The following is a 15,532-nucleotide window of genomic DNA, read 5'->3' on the forward strand; positions in this document are numbered from 1 at the left end:
AAGCACTGACGCGGCACCGAGAACAGCCAACAACCGAAAGCCATTTCGCACGCCTCGAAGCTAAGCCGCCCGAAGCCCCGCCGACACGTCCCGGAAAAGGTGAGGCCGCTCCGAGCGACGCCGCGCAGGTGGGGCGGGCGTCGGCGATTTCGCGCGAAATCGACGTCTCTCGCGTGTGCGGCGTGACGCTTTCGCGCGAAATCGCCACCCGGACCCCGACCCGCTGGCAGAGGCCCGTGAGTGCTTTGGGGCGCCATAGCACCCCAAAGCACTCACGGGAGCTGAACGGGGGGAGACGGAGCCGATGACGGTGCCGGGTCGTCAGATCGGGAGGTCCTCCGGGTGGAGGTTGCGGAGGTCTTCCAGGGTCGGGTTGGGGAGGGTGCTGAGGCGGCCCGCCTGGCGGGTCATCGTGGATTCGAGGAGCTGGCGGGCGTAGCGGGCGTTGCCGAAGCTGCGGTCGCGCGGCATCTCCTCGAGGTGGCGCAGCAGTGCCGTCAGGACGTCCTCGCCGCACTCGTAGCCGTTGGTGCGGGCGCTGGCGGCGAAGATGTCGGCCAGCTCCGCCGGGGTGTAGTCGGTGAACTCGACGTGGCGGGAGAACCGCGAGCCCAGGCCCGGGTTCGTCGCCAGGAAGTCCTGCATCTCCGCCGGGTAGCCGGCCACGATCACCACCACCTCGTCGCGGTGGTCCTCCATCAGCTTCACCAGCGTGTCGATCGCCTCGCGGCCGAAGTCGTTGCCACCGGCCGAGGTCAGCGCGTAGGCCTCGTCGATGAACAGCACGCCGCCGCGGGCGCGCTCGAAGGCGTCGCGGGTGAGCTGCGCGGTGTGCCCGATGTACTTGCCGACGAGGTCGGCGCGGCTGACCTCGACGAGCTGACCGGTCGGCAGCACGTCCAGGTCGGCGAGCACCTCGCCGTAGAGGCGCGCCACCGTCGTCTTGCCGGTGCCGGGCGGGCCCGCGAACACCAGGTGGTTGCTGATCTTCGGCGTCGGCAGCCCGGCCGCGGCGCGCTGCCGGTTCGCGGCCAGCAGGTTCACCAGGTCCTCGACCGCCGACTTCACCGACGGGATGCCGGTCATCTCGCGCAACCGGGTCAGCGCCGTGGGCTTGTCCGGCTCCGCGGCCTCGGGTTCGGCGCCGATGTCGGCGGGCAGCATGCGGGACAGCTCGTCCTGGTCGGCGTCGGGGAGCCCGGCCAGCCGGACCGCCTGCCGGTCGATCATCTCCTCGAAGAGCTTGCGGGCGGCGCGGCCGTTGCCGAAGTCGGGGCCGCGGTGCATCCGGCCGAAGTGCCGCTCCAGCGCCTCGCGGGTGCCCTCGCCGAGCGAGTAGCTGTGCGCCTCGCACATCCGCTCCACGATGGTGACCAGCTCGGGCACCGCGTAGTTCTCGAACTCGACGGTGCGGTTGAAGCGCGACGCCAGCCCGGGGTTGGAGGCCAGGAAGCCGTCCATCTGCTCGGAGTACCCGGCGGCGATGACCACCACGTCGTCGCGGTGGTCCTCCATCAGCTTCACCAGCGTGTCCACCGCTTCGCGGCCGAAGTCGGGCCCGCCGCCCTCCTGCGCGTTCAGCGTGTAGGCCTCGTCGATGAACAGCACGCCGCCGAGCGCCTTGGTGAACGCTTCGGTGGTCTTGATCGCGGTGCCGCCGACGATCTGCGCGACCAGGTCGGCGCGGGCCACCTCCACCAGGTGCCCGCTGCGCAGCGCGCCGAGCGAGGCGAGGATCTCGCCGTAGAGGCGGGCCACGGTGGTCTTGCCGGTGCCGGGCGGCCCGGCGAAGATCAGGTGGCGGCTCATCGGCAGCGCGGGCAGCCCGGCCGCCTCCCGCCGCTTGGCCATCTCGGTGAGGTTCACCAGGGTCGTGACCTGCTGCTTCACCCCGTCCAGCCCGACCAGTGCGGCGAGTTCGGTGAGCGGTCCGGCTTCCGCGTCGCTGGTTCCGGCGTTGTCCCGGCTGTCCAGGTTCTCGATCTCCAGCCGGGAGCTGTCCGGCGTGTGCACGCCCGCGCCGCCGTTGCCGGTGGCGGTGCAGTTGGTCACCGCGACGTGCTCGGTGCTCTCCACCCGGACGCCGTCGCGGGTGTTGTCGACCAGCTCGCAGTCCTCCAGGGTGGCGCGGCCGCCGTCGTGCACCAGCACGCCGTGCCCGTCGTTCTTGACGACCTTGCTGCGCAGCAGGGTCAGGTCCGCGTGGTCGGCGACGGTGACGCCGTCGCCGGTGCAGTCGCGGATCTCGCACTCCCGGAGCAGCCCGGTGCCGCCCTGCTCCACGGCCACCCCGGTCGCCGCCCGGATCACCGCGCGGTCCGCGGTCGGGTCGGCGTCCTCGCCGATGCGCAGGCCGGTGCGCGTGACGTCGCCGATCTCGACGTCCTCCAGCCTGCCGTGCCCGCCGCCGAACACCGCGATGCCGTCGCCGCGGACGTCCTGCACGGTGATCCGGCGCAGCATCGGGTTCGCCCCGGCGCGCACGGTGATCCCGGTGCCCTCGACGTCGTGCACCTCCAGCCGCTCGAACTCGGCGACCGACTCCTCGGTGAGCACCACGCCGTCCGCCGCGCAGTCGCGCACCGAGGTGTCGCGGAAGATCGGCCCGGCCAGCTCGCCGACCTCGATGGCGGCCTTGCGGGTGCCGAAGATCCGCAGCTCCTCGTAGTTGCCCTTGGCCTTGTCGGTGATCAGCAGGCCGTTGGCCTTGGTGCGGCCGATCCGGCAGCCGGTCAGCACCGGTTCGCTGCCGCCCAGCACCACCACGCCGTGCTCGCGGGTGCCGGTGATCGAGCAGTCCCGCAGCGTCGGGCGGCCCTGGCTGTGCACGTAGGCGCCGATGGCGACGTCCTTGACCGCGGTGCTGCGGATCGTGGTGCTGCTGTTGGCCTCCAGCGCGATCGCGGGCTTGTCGGTGCGGGAGATCTGGCAGTCCTCGACGGTGCCGCGCGAGTCGGCGTTCGCGCAGACGCCGTTGCCGCGGCTGTCGCGCAGCACGCAGCGGCGGATGGTGGGCGCCGCGCGGTCGCTGATCACGATCGCCGAGCTGCCCAGGTGCTCGATCACGCAGTCCTCGACGACGCTGCCGGACTCGGAGGTGTCCACGATCCCGGCGCCCGCCGCGTTGGTGACCCGGCAGTCCCGCATCGCCAGCGAACCGGACTCGCGGGCCAGCACGGCGGTCCAGGCCGAGCCGGCCACCTCGCAGTCGTCCATCGCCGCTTGCCCGCGCGGAACGTCCACAGTGGGCAGTTCGGGGTCCCGGCCGCGCAGCACCAGCCCGCTGAGCTGAACGGCCTCGGACACCACGCGCACCGCGCTGCCCCGCACCGGGGACAGCTCCACGGTCCGCGAACCCTCGGCCGCGATGATGGTGACCACCTTGGTGATCACCAGGTTCTCCTGGTAGCGGCCGGGGTGCACCGAGATGACCGACCCGGGGCGGGCCTGCTCCAACGCCGCCGCAATGGTCCGGTGCCCGTCGGATCCCTCGGCTCGAACGGAAAGCACAGGCCGCGCCACAGATACTCCTCCAGCCACCGCGGGTCCGGGCGCGAACCCGGAATCGCTCGAGTTGAAACGGTGTTCCCAGCCTGCCCGGTACGTCCCGGTCGCTTGTAGTCCCAACTACGTAGCCCGCAGACCCCTATTCATGGGACTGCCCGCGCGGGGTTACCGGGGGGTTAAATGGAGCGGACGAATCGGAGGGCACCGGAGCCGCCCGAACTCGGCGAACGCACTAGGGGTGACCGAACGTGGCCAGGGTGAGCAGGGGGCTGGTCGCGGCATGCGTGGCGTCGAGCGCGACGGGCTGGCTGCTGGGCCGCTGGTCGCGCCGCCAGGCGACGCCGGAAGTGCGCTGGCTGCGCCAGGAGCTCACCGCGACCAGCAACGCGCTGATCGAGGCCGAGCAGGAGCGCGCCGACCTGCGGCGCGCGCAACGCGAGCTGATCACCGCGATCTCCCACGAACTGCGCACCCCGCTGGCCAACATCCGCGGCGCCGCCGAAGCCCTGAAGGACGGCGTGGCGCAGGAACCCGAGCGCTACCTGGACAGCCTGATCGGCGGCGCGCAGCGCCTGAACCGCGTCACCAGCGATCTCTTCGAACTGGCCCGCCTCCAGGTCGACAGCCTGCAGCTCACCCCGGCCAGGCTCGCCGACCTGCTGGATTCGGCCCTCGCGGCGGCACTTCCGGTCGCGCTGGAGCGCGGCGTGCGGCTGCACGGCGTCGGCCTGGACAGCGCGACGGACCCGGTGCTGGTGGACGTCGCGGTGACGACCCGAGCGCTGGCGAACCTGGTGATGCACGCGGTCCGGCACACGGTGCCCGGCGAACCGGTGACGGTGACGGCGGTCGTGTCGGGCAACGAGATCGAGGTGATCGTGGTCGACGGCTGCGGCGGCATCGCCGCCGAGCTCGACCTGGCGGCGGAACCGGCCGACAGCGGCCTGGCGATCACCAGGGGCCTGATCCGCGCCCACGGCGGCGAAGTCCGCATAGACCAGGTGACCGACGGCTGCCGCTTCACCACCCGCCTCCCCGCAGGTCGCCAAGACCCGTGAGCGCTTTGGGGTGTCATAGCGCCCCAAAACACTCACGGAGCCATCGTCACTGAACGAATCGGTCGGCCTTCACAGCGGCGACGAAAGCCGACCACTGCTCACGGTCAGCGACGAAGTAACCGGCGGCGCGGTCCTTGGTGTCGCGGACCGCAGCACCGCTGGCTAACGCACCGACCTCGACGCATGCGTTGCCCGTTGAACTCCTGCTGGACTTGCGCCAGTTCTGTGGTTCCTTTGCGGCACTACGGGTTGCGTGAGGTGGTAGGCCGTGAGCGCTTTGGGGTGTCATAGCGCCCCAAAGTACTCACGGGACCTGCCTCACTGAACGAATCGGTCGGCCTTCACAGCGGTGATGAAGGCCGACCACTGCCTGCGGTCAGCGGTGAAGTATCCGGCGGCGCGGTCCTTGGTGTCGCGGACTGCGGCACCGCCGGCTAACGCACCGACCTCGACGCAACTGGTCTGCTGCCCCGATCGACTCGACTTCCGCCATCCGGTCGGCTCTGTCATCTGGTTGCCTCCAACTTGTCCGCGCATTCAGCAATGAGCCGCACCGAGTCGTGTTGGCTCATGGTCAACTCGCGCAGGCTAGTTACCGCTTCCAGGTATGCCCGCGCGATCCCCACGTTGTGCAGCGACACCGACGATCGGTAGTGCTCCAGGTGCACGATCGGTGTCGCTTTCGGAAACTCGAAAACGATGAAGGCGCCCATGTGTGCGGGATGCCATCGTTCCGCACCGGCTGGAAGGACTCGAACCTCGACGTTCGGCCACTCGGCCATCTTGACCAGGTGGCGCAGTTGCTCGGCCATCACCGTCGCGCCGCCGATCCGCTCGTTGAGCGCGCCTTCGGCGATAAGCGCCACGAAGTCAGGAGCGTTCTTGGAGGTCAAGATCTCACGACGGCCCACACGCATGAGCACCATCGTCTCGACCTCGTCCGGCGGAAGCCCCTGCATGATCGCCCGCGCATAGTCGGAGGTTTGCAGCAGACCGGGGATCACGCCCGTGGCAACGTCGATGATTCGGGTCGCGGTGCGCTCAAACTCGATCAGCGTCGTCAGCTCTTTCCGGGCACCGGTCTTGCTGGTGGAAAGCCAATCGGGGCGGTCGTCGCGAGCCATGTCGGCGAGTCGTTCGCGCTCTTCCTCCGACACGCCGTAGGTGGCCAGCATTGCGGCAACCTCTTCGGGTGAAGCTGCGCGCTCACCTGTCTCGATCCGGGCGTACTTCGAGTGATGCCCGCCGAGCTTTTGCGCCACTGCGCGCACGGTCAGCCCGGCCTGTTCGCGATATTCCCGCAGTTCAGCGCCCAAAGCGCGCAGTCGCGGTGATCCGCTGCTGGTGCTGGCCATGCGACGAGCATAACGACGGCTCATAACCCCTCACCCATTCGCATCATTGGACGTGTCGCGCGCGACATCTATCGTTGTTCGCGACAAGACTAGGACTTGCGACAAGAACTGTCGCGGTCTCCAAGAGTGACGGAGGGTATGCGAGTGATGTACCAGCCCTACCCCTTCCACTGGGTTCCGGCCGCTGGGCAGCGGCATGCGAGTACTGATCGGCGGCCCGAGGGCGCTTTGGCGTATCCGACCGGGACTTCTGTGGCGACGTTGTGCCGGGAGCAGGTCGTTGCCGACAACACCGAGATCGGCTGGTTGTGGCCCACCTGCGATGGCTGCAACACCGAAGCACACCGCATCGTGCGGGAACTTTCCGCCACCTCGACCGGACGGAGCATCTGACATGGCCACCGCACTGCCCAGCATCATCATGATCACCGCTGGCGTCGCGTTCTACGTGTTCGCGATCTGCTGGAACACCCACCGCCCCCAGCACTCCGGCAGCGGCGAAGGCGCCCTGACGGTCCACCAGCTCATCGCCCACGTCGAAGCCGAACGCCGCCAACGCGAACGAACCGGCCGCCACCGCCTCCGCGAACCCGAGCCACCACCGTCCACACCGGACGCACCACCACCGCTTGAGCTCCAGCACCGGATCCTCAAAGCGCTCCGCCACCTGTAGTCCCACGCGATTTCGCGCGAAACCGTCACCGCCCACGCGCACCGAACGCCGATTTCGCGCGAAATCGCCCACCAAGCCAGAACCCCGCCGCACCGTGCCCCCGACCACGCGGCCCGGGCTCTGCGGGCCGGTCGGCGCAGCGCCCCTCCCCGACGCGCCGACCGGCCACCCCCGCTCAGAATCCGCCCGGTGAAGGGCACCTTTAGGCAAGTAACTTGCTAAAAGGTGCCCTTCACCGGGCCCCATCACCCGTTGCGGGGAGAGGTGAAGGGCACCTTTCACCGACTAACTTGGTGAAAGGTGCCCTTCACCTCGGGGAAATCACCCGAGTTGGGTGGAGCTGTTAGGGGGTTGGGCCGAAGCGGTAGCCGACGCCCCAGATCGTGTTGATGATCGTGGGGTTGGCTGGGTCGGTTTCGATCTTCTCGCGTAGGCGGCGGACGTAGACGCTGATCATGGAGGAGTCGCCTACCTTCCACTGCCAGACTCGCTGCATCAGCTCGTCCTTGCGGAAGGTTTCGCCGGGGTGGTCGAAGAAGAAGTCCAGGAGGTCGCGTTCGCGGCCGGTGAAGCGGAGGGGTTTGCCCGCTTTGGTGACCTGGCGGGTTGTGAGGTCCATGACCAGGTCTTCGACTTGGCGGGTTTGCGGTGCGGGTTGTGGTTGGGGGGTGTGGCCCGCGGAGCGGCGGAGGAGGGCTTGGGCGCGGAGGACCAGTTCGCGGGGGCTGAAGGGCTTCGTGACGTAGTCGTCCGCGCCGAGTTCCAGGCCGTGGATGCGGTCGTCCTGCTCGCCCAGGGCCGTGACCAGGATGATCGGCACCGAGCTCTGCTCGCGGAGCTTGCGGCAGACGTGGGTGCCGTCGAGCCGGGGGAGCATCCGGTCGAGGATCACCAGGTCCGGGTTGAAGGCCTGGAAGCCGTCCAGCGCCATCACGCCGTCGGCGGCCACCGCCACCAGCATCCCGGCGTGGTTGAGGTAGCTGGCGATGACCTCGGCCATCATCGGATCGTCTTCGACCACCAGCACCCGGTGCCGTCGCTCCGCACCGGACGGTCCGATGTTCACCGCACGCCTCCGATCAAGCCGCCCGGACCAGAGCCTAACCGGTGCGCGGTCGACCACCCGTTGCCTCCCCGCCCAGGGTTCCGGCGAAGTCGCCTGAGCGGGGCCTGCGTCAGTTTTGCCTATAACCGACCGGGTGTTCCGGGCGCGGCGGGGCGTCAGTTTCCGGCAAAACCGACGCAGGACTCAGCCCGCGGCGGACTTTGCTGGAACCCTGCCCCGCCGGGCCCGGGGGAGCCCGCCTCACTCCGCCTTGAGCAGCGGGGTTTGCAGCAGGACCGCCTTGCGCCGGGTGATGTACTGCGCGCGGCCCGGGGGCAGCTTGCGCGGCTTGGCGTCGTGGAACGCCTGGCCCTCCGACGGCGGGCAGGACAGCAGCGCGGCAGGCGTGTTGACCTCCAGCATCCGCCGCACCAGCGGGTCGTACATGGCGCGGGACAGGCCGTTGGCGCTGCGGGCGACGATCAGGTGCAGGCCGATCTCGTGGCCCTGCGCGAGGCAGTCGAGGATCGGCAGGAACGGGTTGTCGCCCTGGTCGGAGCCGAGCATGTCGTAGTCGTCGACGATCAGGAACAGCTCCGGCCCGCTCCACCAGTCGCGCTTGCCGAGCTGGGCCGGGCTGATCTCCGGGCCGGGCAGGCGTTCCCGCATCGCCCGGGACGAGCCCATCACCGCCTCCCGCACCAGGTCCTTGGAGACGGCGTAGCCGAGCCGGTACTCCTCCGGCACCACGTCGAACAGCTCGCGGCGGAAGTCCACGAAGGTGATCCGCGCTTCCTGCGGGGTGTACTGGCGGGCGACCGCGGCGGCGACGTGCTTGAGCAGGTTCGTCTTGCCGGTGGCGTCGTCGCCGGCGATCAGCAGGTGCGGGTGCTGGGTGAAGTCGTGCCACAGCGGCTCGATGTCCTCGCCGGACAGGCCGAGCGGAACCCGCAGCTGACCGTCGGCGGCGGGCAGCTCGGTGACGTCGAGGACGGCGGGCAGCATCTTCACCCGCGGCGCGGCCGGTCCGTGCCAGGCCGACGCGATGGTGGTGATCAGCTCCTGGGTGCCCTCCGCCGTCTCGCCCGGACCGTCCAGGCGGGGCACGCCCGCGAGGAAGTGCGCCTGGTCGTCGGTGAGGCCGCGGCCCGGGATCTTCGGCACGGTCGCGGCGGCGCGCATGTTGATCGCCGACTCGACCGGGTCGCCGAGGCGCAGCTCGAACCGGGTGGTCAGCTGGTCGCGCAGACCGGCGGCGACCTCGCCGGGGCGGCTGCCCGCGATCACCACGTGGATGCCGTAGTTCAGGCCGCGGGTGGCGAGCAGGGTGAACTGCGGGACCAGGTCCATGAAGTCCTGGCGGATCGTGGTCCAGCCGTCGACCACCAGGAACACGTCGCCGTAGGGCTCGTCGGCGAACTCGCCCCGCGCGCGGCGCCGCCGGTAGGTGCTCATCGAGTCCACGCCCCACTCGGCGAACTTCTGCTCGCGCTCCTCCAGCAGGGCGTTGACCTGGTTGATGGTGCGCATCATCCGCTCGGTGTCCAGCCGCCCGGTGACGCCGCCGACGTGCGGCAGTCCGGCCAGCGACGAGAGCATGCCGCCGCCGAAGTCCAGGCAGTAGAACTGCACCTCGCGCGGGGTGCGGGTGAGGGCGAGCGCGGTGATCAGGGTGGCCAGCAGGGTGCTCTTGCCGCTCTGCGGGCCGCCGGTGACGAGCACGTGCCCGCCCGCGCCGGACAGGTCCGCCAGCAGCGGTTCGTGCCGCTGCTCGAAGGGCCGGTCGATGATGCCCAGCTGCACCTGCAGGACGCGCTCCGCGGCGTCCGCAGTGGTCAGACCGCGCTCCGGGTCGACGCTGAGCTGCGGCAGCATCTGCTCCAGCGTCGGCGAGACCTCCAGCGGCGGCAGCCAGACGCGGTGCGCCGGCGGGCCGGAGTCGTGCAGCCGCTGCACGGCGACCTGGAGCAGCGACTCGCCGCCGTCCTCCTGCGGCAGCTCCGGTTCCTCCGGCATCGGCAGTTCGCGCTGCGGGACGTAGGAGGTGCTGTAGGGCACGATCTGCCGGGCCACCACGGCCTGCCGGATCTCGCGCCGGGCCTGCCGGTAGGCGCCCGAGACGTAGGCGGCCTTGAACCGGGTCAAGGTGTCCACATCGGTCTTGAGGTAGCCCGCGCCTGGCTGCGAGGGCAGCTGGTGGGCGTCCGGAACGCCCAGCACGCCGCGGCTCTCCATCGCGGAGAACGTGCGCAGTCCGATCCGGTAGGACAGGTGCGATTCGAGCTGGTGCATGCGGCCCTCGTCCAGCCGCTGGGAGGCCAGCAGCAGGTGCACCGAGAGGCTCCGGCCGAGGCGGCCGATCATCACGAACAGGTCCATGAACTCGCGGTGCGCGGCCAGCAGCTCGCTGAACTCGTCGACCACCACGAACAGGGTCGGCAGCGGGTCGAGGTCGGCGCCTTCGGCGCGGGCCTTCTCGTACTCGGTGACCGAGCTGTAGTTGCCCGCCTTGCGCAGCAGCTCCTGGCGGCGGACCAGCTCGCCGTGCAGGGCGTCCTTCATGCGCTCCACCAGCGACGCCTCGTCGGCGAGGTTGGTGATGACCGCCGAGGTGTGCGGCAGCTCGTCCAGGCCGAGGAACGTCGCGCCGCCCTTGAAGTCGACGAGCACGAAGTTCAGCGTCTCCGAGGAGTGCGTCAGCGCCAGCGCGAGCACCAGGGTGCGCAGCAGCTCGGACTTGCCGGAACCGGTGGCGCCGATGAGCATGCCGTGCGGACCCTGCCCGCCCTGCGCGGACTCCTTGATGTCCAGCTCGATCGGCGAGCCGTCGCCGGTGACGCCGATCGGCACCCGCAGCCGCGCGCCGCCCGCGGCCCGCCTGGCCTGGGTCCGCGCCAGGTCGTGGGTGCGCAGGTCGCTGATGTTGAGCAGCGTGGTGAGCTCGAAGTCGGCGGCCAGCGGCTCGGTGGTGTCGGTGGAGATGGCCAGCCGGTAGGGCGAGAGCAGCCGGGCCAGCGCATCGGCGCGCAGCGGGCTGAGGAAGTCCGGCGTGCCGACCGGGGAGGCGTCCTCCTTGCCCGCCCGCCCGATCCGCACCAGGTCGACGCTGTCCGGGGCGACCTGCAGCAGCAGCGTGCGGGGATCGTTCTGCCAGTCCAGCGAGCCGCCGAGGTCGATCACCGTGGTGTTGCGGTAGCCGTTGGTGGCCATCCGGCTGCTGGAGGCAGGTTGCGCGCCGTCGAGCACCACCACGACGTAGGGCTCGTCGCGGGTGGGCATCGCGTCGCGGTCGAAGAACGGGCGGCCCGCCAGGTCCTCGCCGAGCAGGCCCTCCAGCTCGCCGACCGTCTCGGCGGCCAGCCGGACCGGGCCCGCGCCGTCGGTGTCGGTGGGGTGCAGGCAGTGCGGCAGCCACTTGGTCCACTGCCACTCGTGCAGCTCCCGGCCCAGCACCACGATGCGCAGGTCCTGCGGCGCGTGCAGCACGGCCAGCTGCGCGATCATCGAGCGCACCATGCCGCGGGCGGCGTCGAGGTCGCCGCGCAGCAGCACCCGGGCGTAAGCGCGCAGGTACACCGGGACCGGCTGGTCCGGGACGGTGGAGTAGGCGCGGATGAAGCGGCGCAGCGCGTGCGCGGACAGCGGCTCCAGGTCCTCGATCGGCTTGGTGCTCGGCTGCGCGATCTTGGTGCCGAGCTGCTGGTCGCCGACGGCGATGCGGACCTCGCCGAAGTCCGGGTGGTCCGGCCGCACCTCCCACAACCGGGAGGTGCCGACCAGCGACCAGGCCGCGCTCGGGTCGGGGTGCCGCCAGCGCTGCGCGTGGCGCTGCGCCACCACCGTCTTGCGCACCTGGCGGCGCACCTGGCCGAGGTAGCGCAGGTAGTCGCGGCGGGCACCGGTCATCTCGCGCTTGCGGTCCGCGGCGGCGCGCAGGAAGTTCGCGGCGAGCATGCCGAGCGCGGCGAGCACCATCATGCCCATCGCGAAGTACATGATGGTGCCGCCACCGCCCATGCCGGGCCGGAGGAAGATCATCACCATCGCCAGCGAGCTCAGCGCCATCGGCAGGTAGGTGATCATCCCGGAGAACCCGCCCTGGACCTCGGGCAGCTCCGGAGGTTCCTGGAGGGTCAGCTCGCCGGACGGCATCGGCGGCCCGGATTGCCGTTCAGGACGGCGGAACAGCGTGACGCTCACGCGGATTCCCTTCCCGCTGGGGAAAACTGTGACGGGAGAAGAATTCCACTGAGGACCGGTGATTTTCAGGTCACGTAAATCGGCGACAGCACGATTACCGGATTCGGCCTTAGGGTTTCCCCAGGACGACGGCGCAGGATGAACCTACTGCCGCGCCGCCGTCCCCGGCCTCGAAAGCAACTGTCCCCCGGCGATCGAGGCATTCCGGTGGCGGCGTTGGGCATCCGAAGCATGGGTCCGGTGCCCGGCGCCGCCGCCGTTTTCGAATTCCTTGCGGGAAAAGGGAGCGTGAACCGGCGTGAGCACCAGCGCAGTCGCGGGTCTGTGCCGACTGTCCATCCGGGCGCCAGATCGGAACTTCGATCTCGCGGTGCCCACGGACGTGCCGCTGATCGACCTGATGCCGACCATCATCAGCTACGCGGGCACCCAGGTCGAAGAGGCCGGGTTGGAGCACGGTGGCTGGGTGCTGCAGGGCATGGGCCGCGAGCCGCTGGACGAGGAGGCGACCCCGGAGGCCCTCGGCCTGCAGGACGGGGAGACGCTCTACCTGCGTTCGCGGCAGGAAGCCATGCCCGCGGTGCACTTCGACGACCTCGTGGACGGCGTGGCCACGGGCATGCAGGACCGTCCCTGGTCCTGGAAACCCGCCGCCACCAAGCGGATGCTGCACGCATCGACGCTGGTCGCGGCGGGGATCATCTGGCTGGGCCTGCTGCTGCCCGGCGATTCGCTGGTGCGCGCGATCGCGGCCGGGGTGGCGGCGCTGCTGCTGCTGGCCGCGTCCGGATCGGCCTCCCGAGCCGTCGGCGACGCCATGGCGGGCACGGCCTTCGGCCTCGCCGCGGTGCCCTACTTCGCGCTGGCGGGCTTCCTCGCGCCGGGCCCGGAGGCCTCCGGGATGGCGGTGCTGCTCGCCGCGTCGGCGACCGCCGCAGGTGGCGCGGTGCTGGCGCTGGCCGCCTCCGGCACGCACCCGCACGCCTTCCTCGGCGTGCTGGTGACCTGCGCATTCGGCCTGATCACGGCGCTGTTGTCGCTGCTCACCGGCACGCTGGCCGAGGCGGTGTCGGCCACCGCGCTGATCGCGGTGCTGTTCGGCGCGTTCGTGCCGGGCCTGTCGTTCCGGGTCGCCGGGCTGAAGATGCCGCCGCTGCCGACGAACGCCGACCAGCTGCAGGAGGGCATCGACCCGCACGCGAGCCGCCACGTGCTGGAGCGCGCCGCGATCGCCGACCGGTACATGACCTCGCTGTACCTGGCGGTGGGCGCGGTGTGCATGACGGCGGTCGTCGGCCTGCTCACCGAACCGCACTGGGCGACCTACACGATGGCGGGCGTGCTCAGCGCGATCCTGCTGCTGCACGGGCGCGACGTGGGCGGCATCTGGCACCGGCTCTCGGTGGTGCTGCCCGGTCTGCTCGGCTGCACGGTGCTGGTGCTGGCGCTGTCCATGCAGGACCTGTTCGGCAGGCTGCTGGTGTTCGCGGGCGTGGCCCTGGTGGGCACGGCGCTGATGGTCGCGGGCTGGACGGTCCCGGGCAACCGCCTCGTCCCGTATTGGGGACGCGCGGCGGACATCCTGCACGTGGTCCTCGCGGTCAGCCTGATCCCCCTGATGCTCACCGTGCTGGGCGTCTTCGGCTGGATCCGGGCCTTCAACGGCTGACGCGGCACCCGCTGCGGGGCGGCGGTGTCAATTTCGTACGAAATTGACCGTCACCCGGGTGAACGTCAATTTCGTACGAAATTGACCAAGGCCCGGGTGACGGCCTGGCGGACGACTTCGAGATTCGTAAGGGCGTGGGAGTGTGCAGTCGCGTCGGGATCAGGTTCAGGCGCACATGTTCGTCATGGGTCGGCTCAGCGCCGGGATGTTGCGGGCCGATCCGGATATCCCGGACACGCCGCAGCGGCGGACTTCGCGCGGCATCGTCATCGGTGTCATCGTGTCGGTGCTGCTCGGGCTGGGAACGTTCCTGTTCGGGCTGATCAAGCCGGGCGGCGCGACGTCCTGGCAGGTGGCGGGCGCGGTCGTGGTGGAGAAGGAGACCGGCGCGCGGTGGCAGTACGTCAACGGCGCGCTGCACCCGGTGCTCAACCAGGCCTCGGCCCGGCTGCTGGCCGGGGCCGAGATGCAGGTGCACACCGTGTCGGCGAACTCGCTGGCCGGGACGCCGCGCGGGCTGCCGATCGGCATCCCCGGCGCGCCGGACGGCCTGCCCACCGCGGGCGCGCTGAGCAGCGATCCGTGGCTGTCCTGCGCCTCGCCAGCGCAGGGCGGGCGCGACTTCGCGATGCTGGTCGGCGAGTACGACGGCGAGCCGCTGACGGCCACCGACGGCGCGCTGGTGGCGGGCCCGGACGGCACGGTGTTCCTGGTGTGGTCCGGGCACAAGCTGCGGATGGACGTGGCCTCGGCCGGACCCGCCGCGCTCGGCTACGGCACCACCGACCCGATCGCGGTGCCCGCCGGGTTCCTCAACGCGCTGCCCACCGGGCCGGACCTCGTCGCCCCGGAGATCGCCGGCCGCGGCGAGGCCGGGCCGCAGCTGGCCGGTGCGCCGAGCGTGATCGGGCAGCTGTTCCAGGACGCATCGGGCGAGCCGTACCTGCTGACCAAGGCCGGGCTGGTGCCGCTCACCGACACGCTGTTCAAGCTGATCAGCGGTGATCCGCGCACCCAGGCGGCCGCCTACGGCGGGCAGCCGGTGGAGCCGCGGCGGATCGGCGCCAAGGACCTCACCGCCAACAGCGCCCCGTCGGAGGCCAAGGGCGAACTGACGCGCAACGGAGCCTTCCCGGACGCGCCGCCGGTGCTGGTGCAGGACGACGACGAGCAGGCGCTGTGCGTCGCCACCGAGCCCGGCCCGCCGGTGTCGACCAGCGTGTCCCTGCTGCCGAAGGAGCTCACCGACACCGCGAACCCGGTCGTCCCGCAACCGGGGATCACCGTGTCCTGCCCGCGCCCGGACCGGGTGGCGGTGGTGCCGGGCAGCGGCGTGCTGGTCTCGGTGCTGCCCACCGGGGACGTGCCCACGCCGACGCTGTACCTGGTGGCCGACAACGGTGTGAAGTACCCGGTCCCGTCCGCCGACGTGGCGGGCAGGCTCGGCTACGCGACCGCCCCGGTCGCGATGCCCGCGATGCTCGTCGACCAGCTGCCCACCGGACCGGCGATGGACCCGGCGAAGGCCGGTCTGCCGGTGACCGAGCTGCCGCCGGTGACGCCCGCGCAGTGCTGAAACACCCGACCACGTCCCTGTTCTGGGATGTGGCCGGAAGCGGGTGCCGGTTCTAGTTTCGGTGTTGTCCAGCAGTGCTTTTCGGACCAGATCTACGGGAGTGAGCCTTGTCCACGCCATTGATCAACCAGGATTCCGCTGTACTCCAGCAGAAGACCCAGGCCTTCACCGGCCACATCGGCCAGATGTCGACCATCGCCGCCACGGTGCAGGGTTTCGAGGCCGAACTGCGTGCCGCCTACACCGGTCCGGAAACCGAGATCTTCGGCCGCAAGATCCAGGAGTGGGTCACCAACTACCAGACCGTTCAGAAGCAGTTCGACGCCGTTGTCCAGCAGCTCGGCGTGACGCAGACGAACACCCAGAACCAGTCGGACCACAACTCGGTCACGGCAGGCAGCATCGAGACGGATCCGTTCGGAAACGCCTTGAACGGCAAGGGCTGAGGG

The 15,532-nt window shown here is 70.4% G+C and carries 11 protein-coding genes and 1 pseudogene; 6 read left to right on the forward strand and 6 right to left on the reverse strand.

The features are described from left to right. Positions 1-321: 321 nt before the first annotated feature. The gene (locus OU416_RS12810) at positions 322-3,522 is read right to left on the reverse strand and encodes a right-handed parallel beta-helix repeat-containing protein (RefSeq protein WP_270927114.1); all 3,201 of its coding nucleotides are present in this window, start codon (positions 3,520-3,522) and stop codon (positions 322-324) included. 242 nt (positions 3,523-3,764) lie between these two features. On the opposite strand from OU416_RS12810, the gene OU416_RS12815 reads away from it, so the two are divergent. Continuing rightward, a complete protein-coding gene (locus tag OU416_RS12815; protein ID WP_270927115.1) occupies positions 3,765-4,565 on the forward strand; it encodes a sensor histidine kinase in 801 nt (266 codons plus the stop codon). A 46-nt stretch (positions 4,566-4,611) separates the two neighbouring features. On the opposite strand, the pseudogene OU416_RS12820 reads toward OU416_RS12815, so the two are convergent. The 3 genes and pseudogenes from OU416_RS12820 to OU416_RS12830 form a co-directional block, all read right to left on the reverse strand. Then, positions 4,612-4,794: pseudogene (locus tag OU416_RS12820) on the reverse strand (DUF397 domain-containing protein); the annotation flags it as partial. An 89-nt stretch (positions 4,795-4,883) separates the two neighbouring features. Continuing rightward, positions 4,884-5,075, reverse strand: a complete 192-nt coding sequence (locus tag OU416_RS12825) for a DUF397 domain-containing protein (RefSeq protein ID WP_270927117.1) — start codon at positions 5,073-5,075, stop codon at positions 4,884-4,886. Next, positions 5,072-5,920: a helix-turn-helix domain-containing protein gene (locus tag OU416_RS12830; RefSeq protein ID WP_270927118.1), complete on the reverse strand. Its 849-nt coding sequence runs from the start codon at positions 5,918-5,920 to the stop codon at positions 5,072-5,074. The genes OU416_RS12825 and OU416_RS12830 overlap by 4 nt, the downstream gene beginning before the upstream one ends. Before the next feature lie 147 nt (positions 5,921-6,067). Between OU416_RS12830 and OU416_RS12835 the strand changes: the two genes are divergently transcribed. Together OU416_RS12835 and OU416_RS12840 are read left to right on the forward strand one after the other, a co-directional pair. Continuing rightward, positions 6,068-6,313 carry a zinc finger protein gene (locus OU416_RS12835; RefSeq protein ID WP_270927119.1) on the forward strand — a complete coding sequence of 82 codons (246 nt, stop codon included), beginning with the start codon at positions 6,068-6,070 and terminating at the stop codon, positions 6,311-6,313. 1 nt (position 6,314) lies between these two features. Further along, complete coding sequence (locus tag OU416_RS12840) at positions 6,315-6,593, forward strand: hypothetical protein (RefSeq protein ID WP_270927120.1); 279 nt, start codon at positions 6,315-6,317, stop codon at positions 6,591-6,593. A gap of 343 nt (positions 6,594-6,936) precedes the next feature. Here the strand turns inward: OU416_RS12840 and OU416_RS12845 are convergent, their stop codons facing one another. Together OU416_RS12845 and eccCa are read right to left on the reverse strand one after the other, a co-directional pair. Further along, positions 6,937-7,659, reverse strand: coding sequence for a response regulator transcription factor (locus OU416_RS12845; protein WP_270927121.1), 723 nt, complete (start codon positions 7,657-7,659; stop codon positions 6,937-6,939). Positions 7,660-7,899: 240 nt separating this feature from the next. Further along, on the reverse strand, positions 7,900-11,838 hold the full coding sequence (gene eccCa, locus OU416_RS12850; protein WP_270927122.1) for a type VII secretion protein EccCa: 3,939 nt from the start codon (positions 11,836-11,838) through the stop codon (positions 7,900-7,902). Between the two features lie 298 nt (positions 11,839-12,136). Between eccCa and eccD the strand changes: the two genes are divergently transcribed. The 3 genes from eccD to OU416_RS12865 all read left to right on the forward strand — a co-directional run bounded on the left by eccD (position 12,137) and on the right by OU416_RS12865 (position 15,529). Then, a complete protein-coding gene (eccD, locus tag OU416_RS12855) occupies positions 12,137-13,507 on the forward strand; it encodes a type VII secretion integral membrane protein EccD (protein ID WP_270927123.1) in 1,371 nt (456 codons plus the stop codon). A gap of 142 nt (positions 13,508-13,649) precedes the next feature. Beyond that, a complete protein-coding gene (gene eccB / locus OU416_RS12860) occupies positions 13,650-15,083 on the forward strand; it encodes a type VII secretion protein EccB (RefSeq protein ID WP_270927124.1) in 1,434 nt (477 codons plus the stop codon). A gap of 107 nt (positions 15,084-15,190) precedes the next feature. Then, positions 15,191-15,529 carry a hypothetical protein gene (locus tag OU416_RS12865; protein WP_270927125.1) on the forward strand — a complete coding sequence of 113 codons (339 nt, stop codon included), beginning with the start codon at positions 15,191-15,193 and terminating at the stop codon, positions 15,527-15,529. Positions 15,530-15,532: the final 3 nt, after the last annotated feature.

Origin of the sequence: Saccharopolyspora indica, from assembly GCF_027853965.1 — a bacterium.
Classification (GTDB): Bacteria; Actinomycetota; Actinomycetes; order Mycobacteriales; family Pseudonocardiaceae; genus Saccharopolyspora; species Saccharopolyspora indica.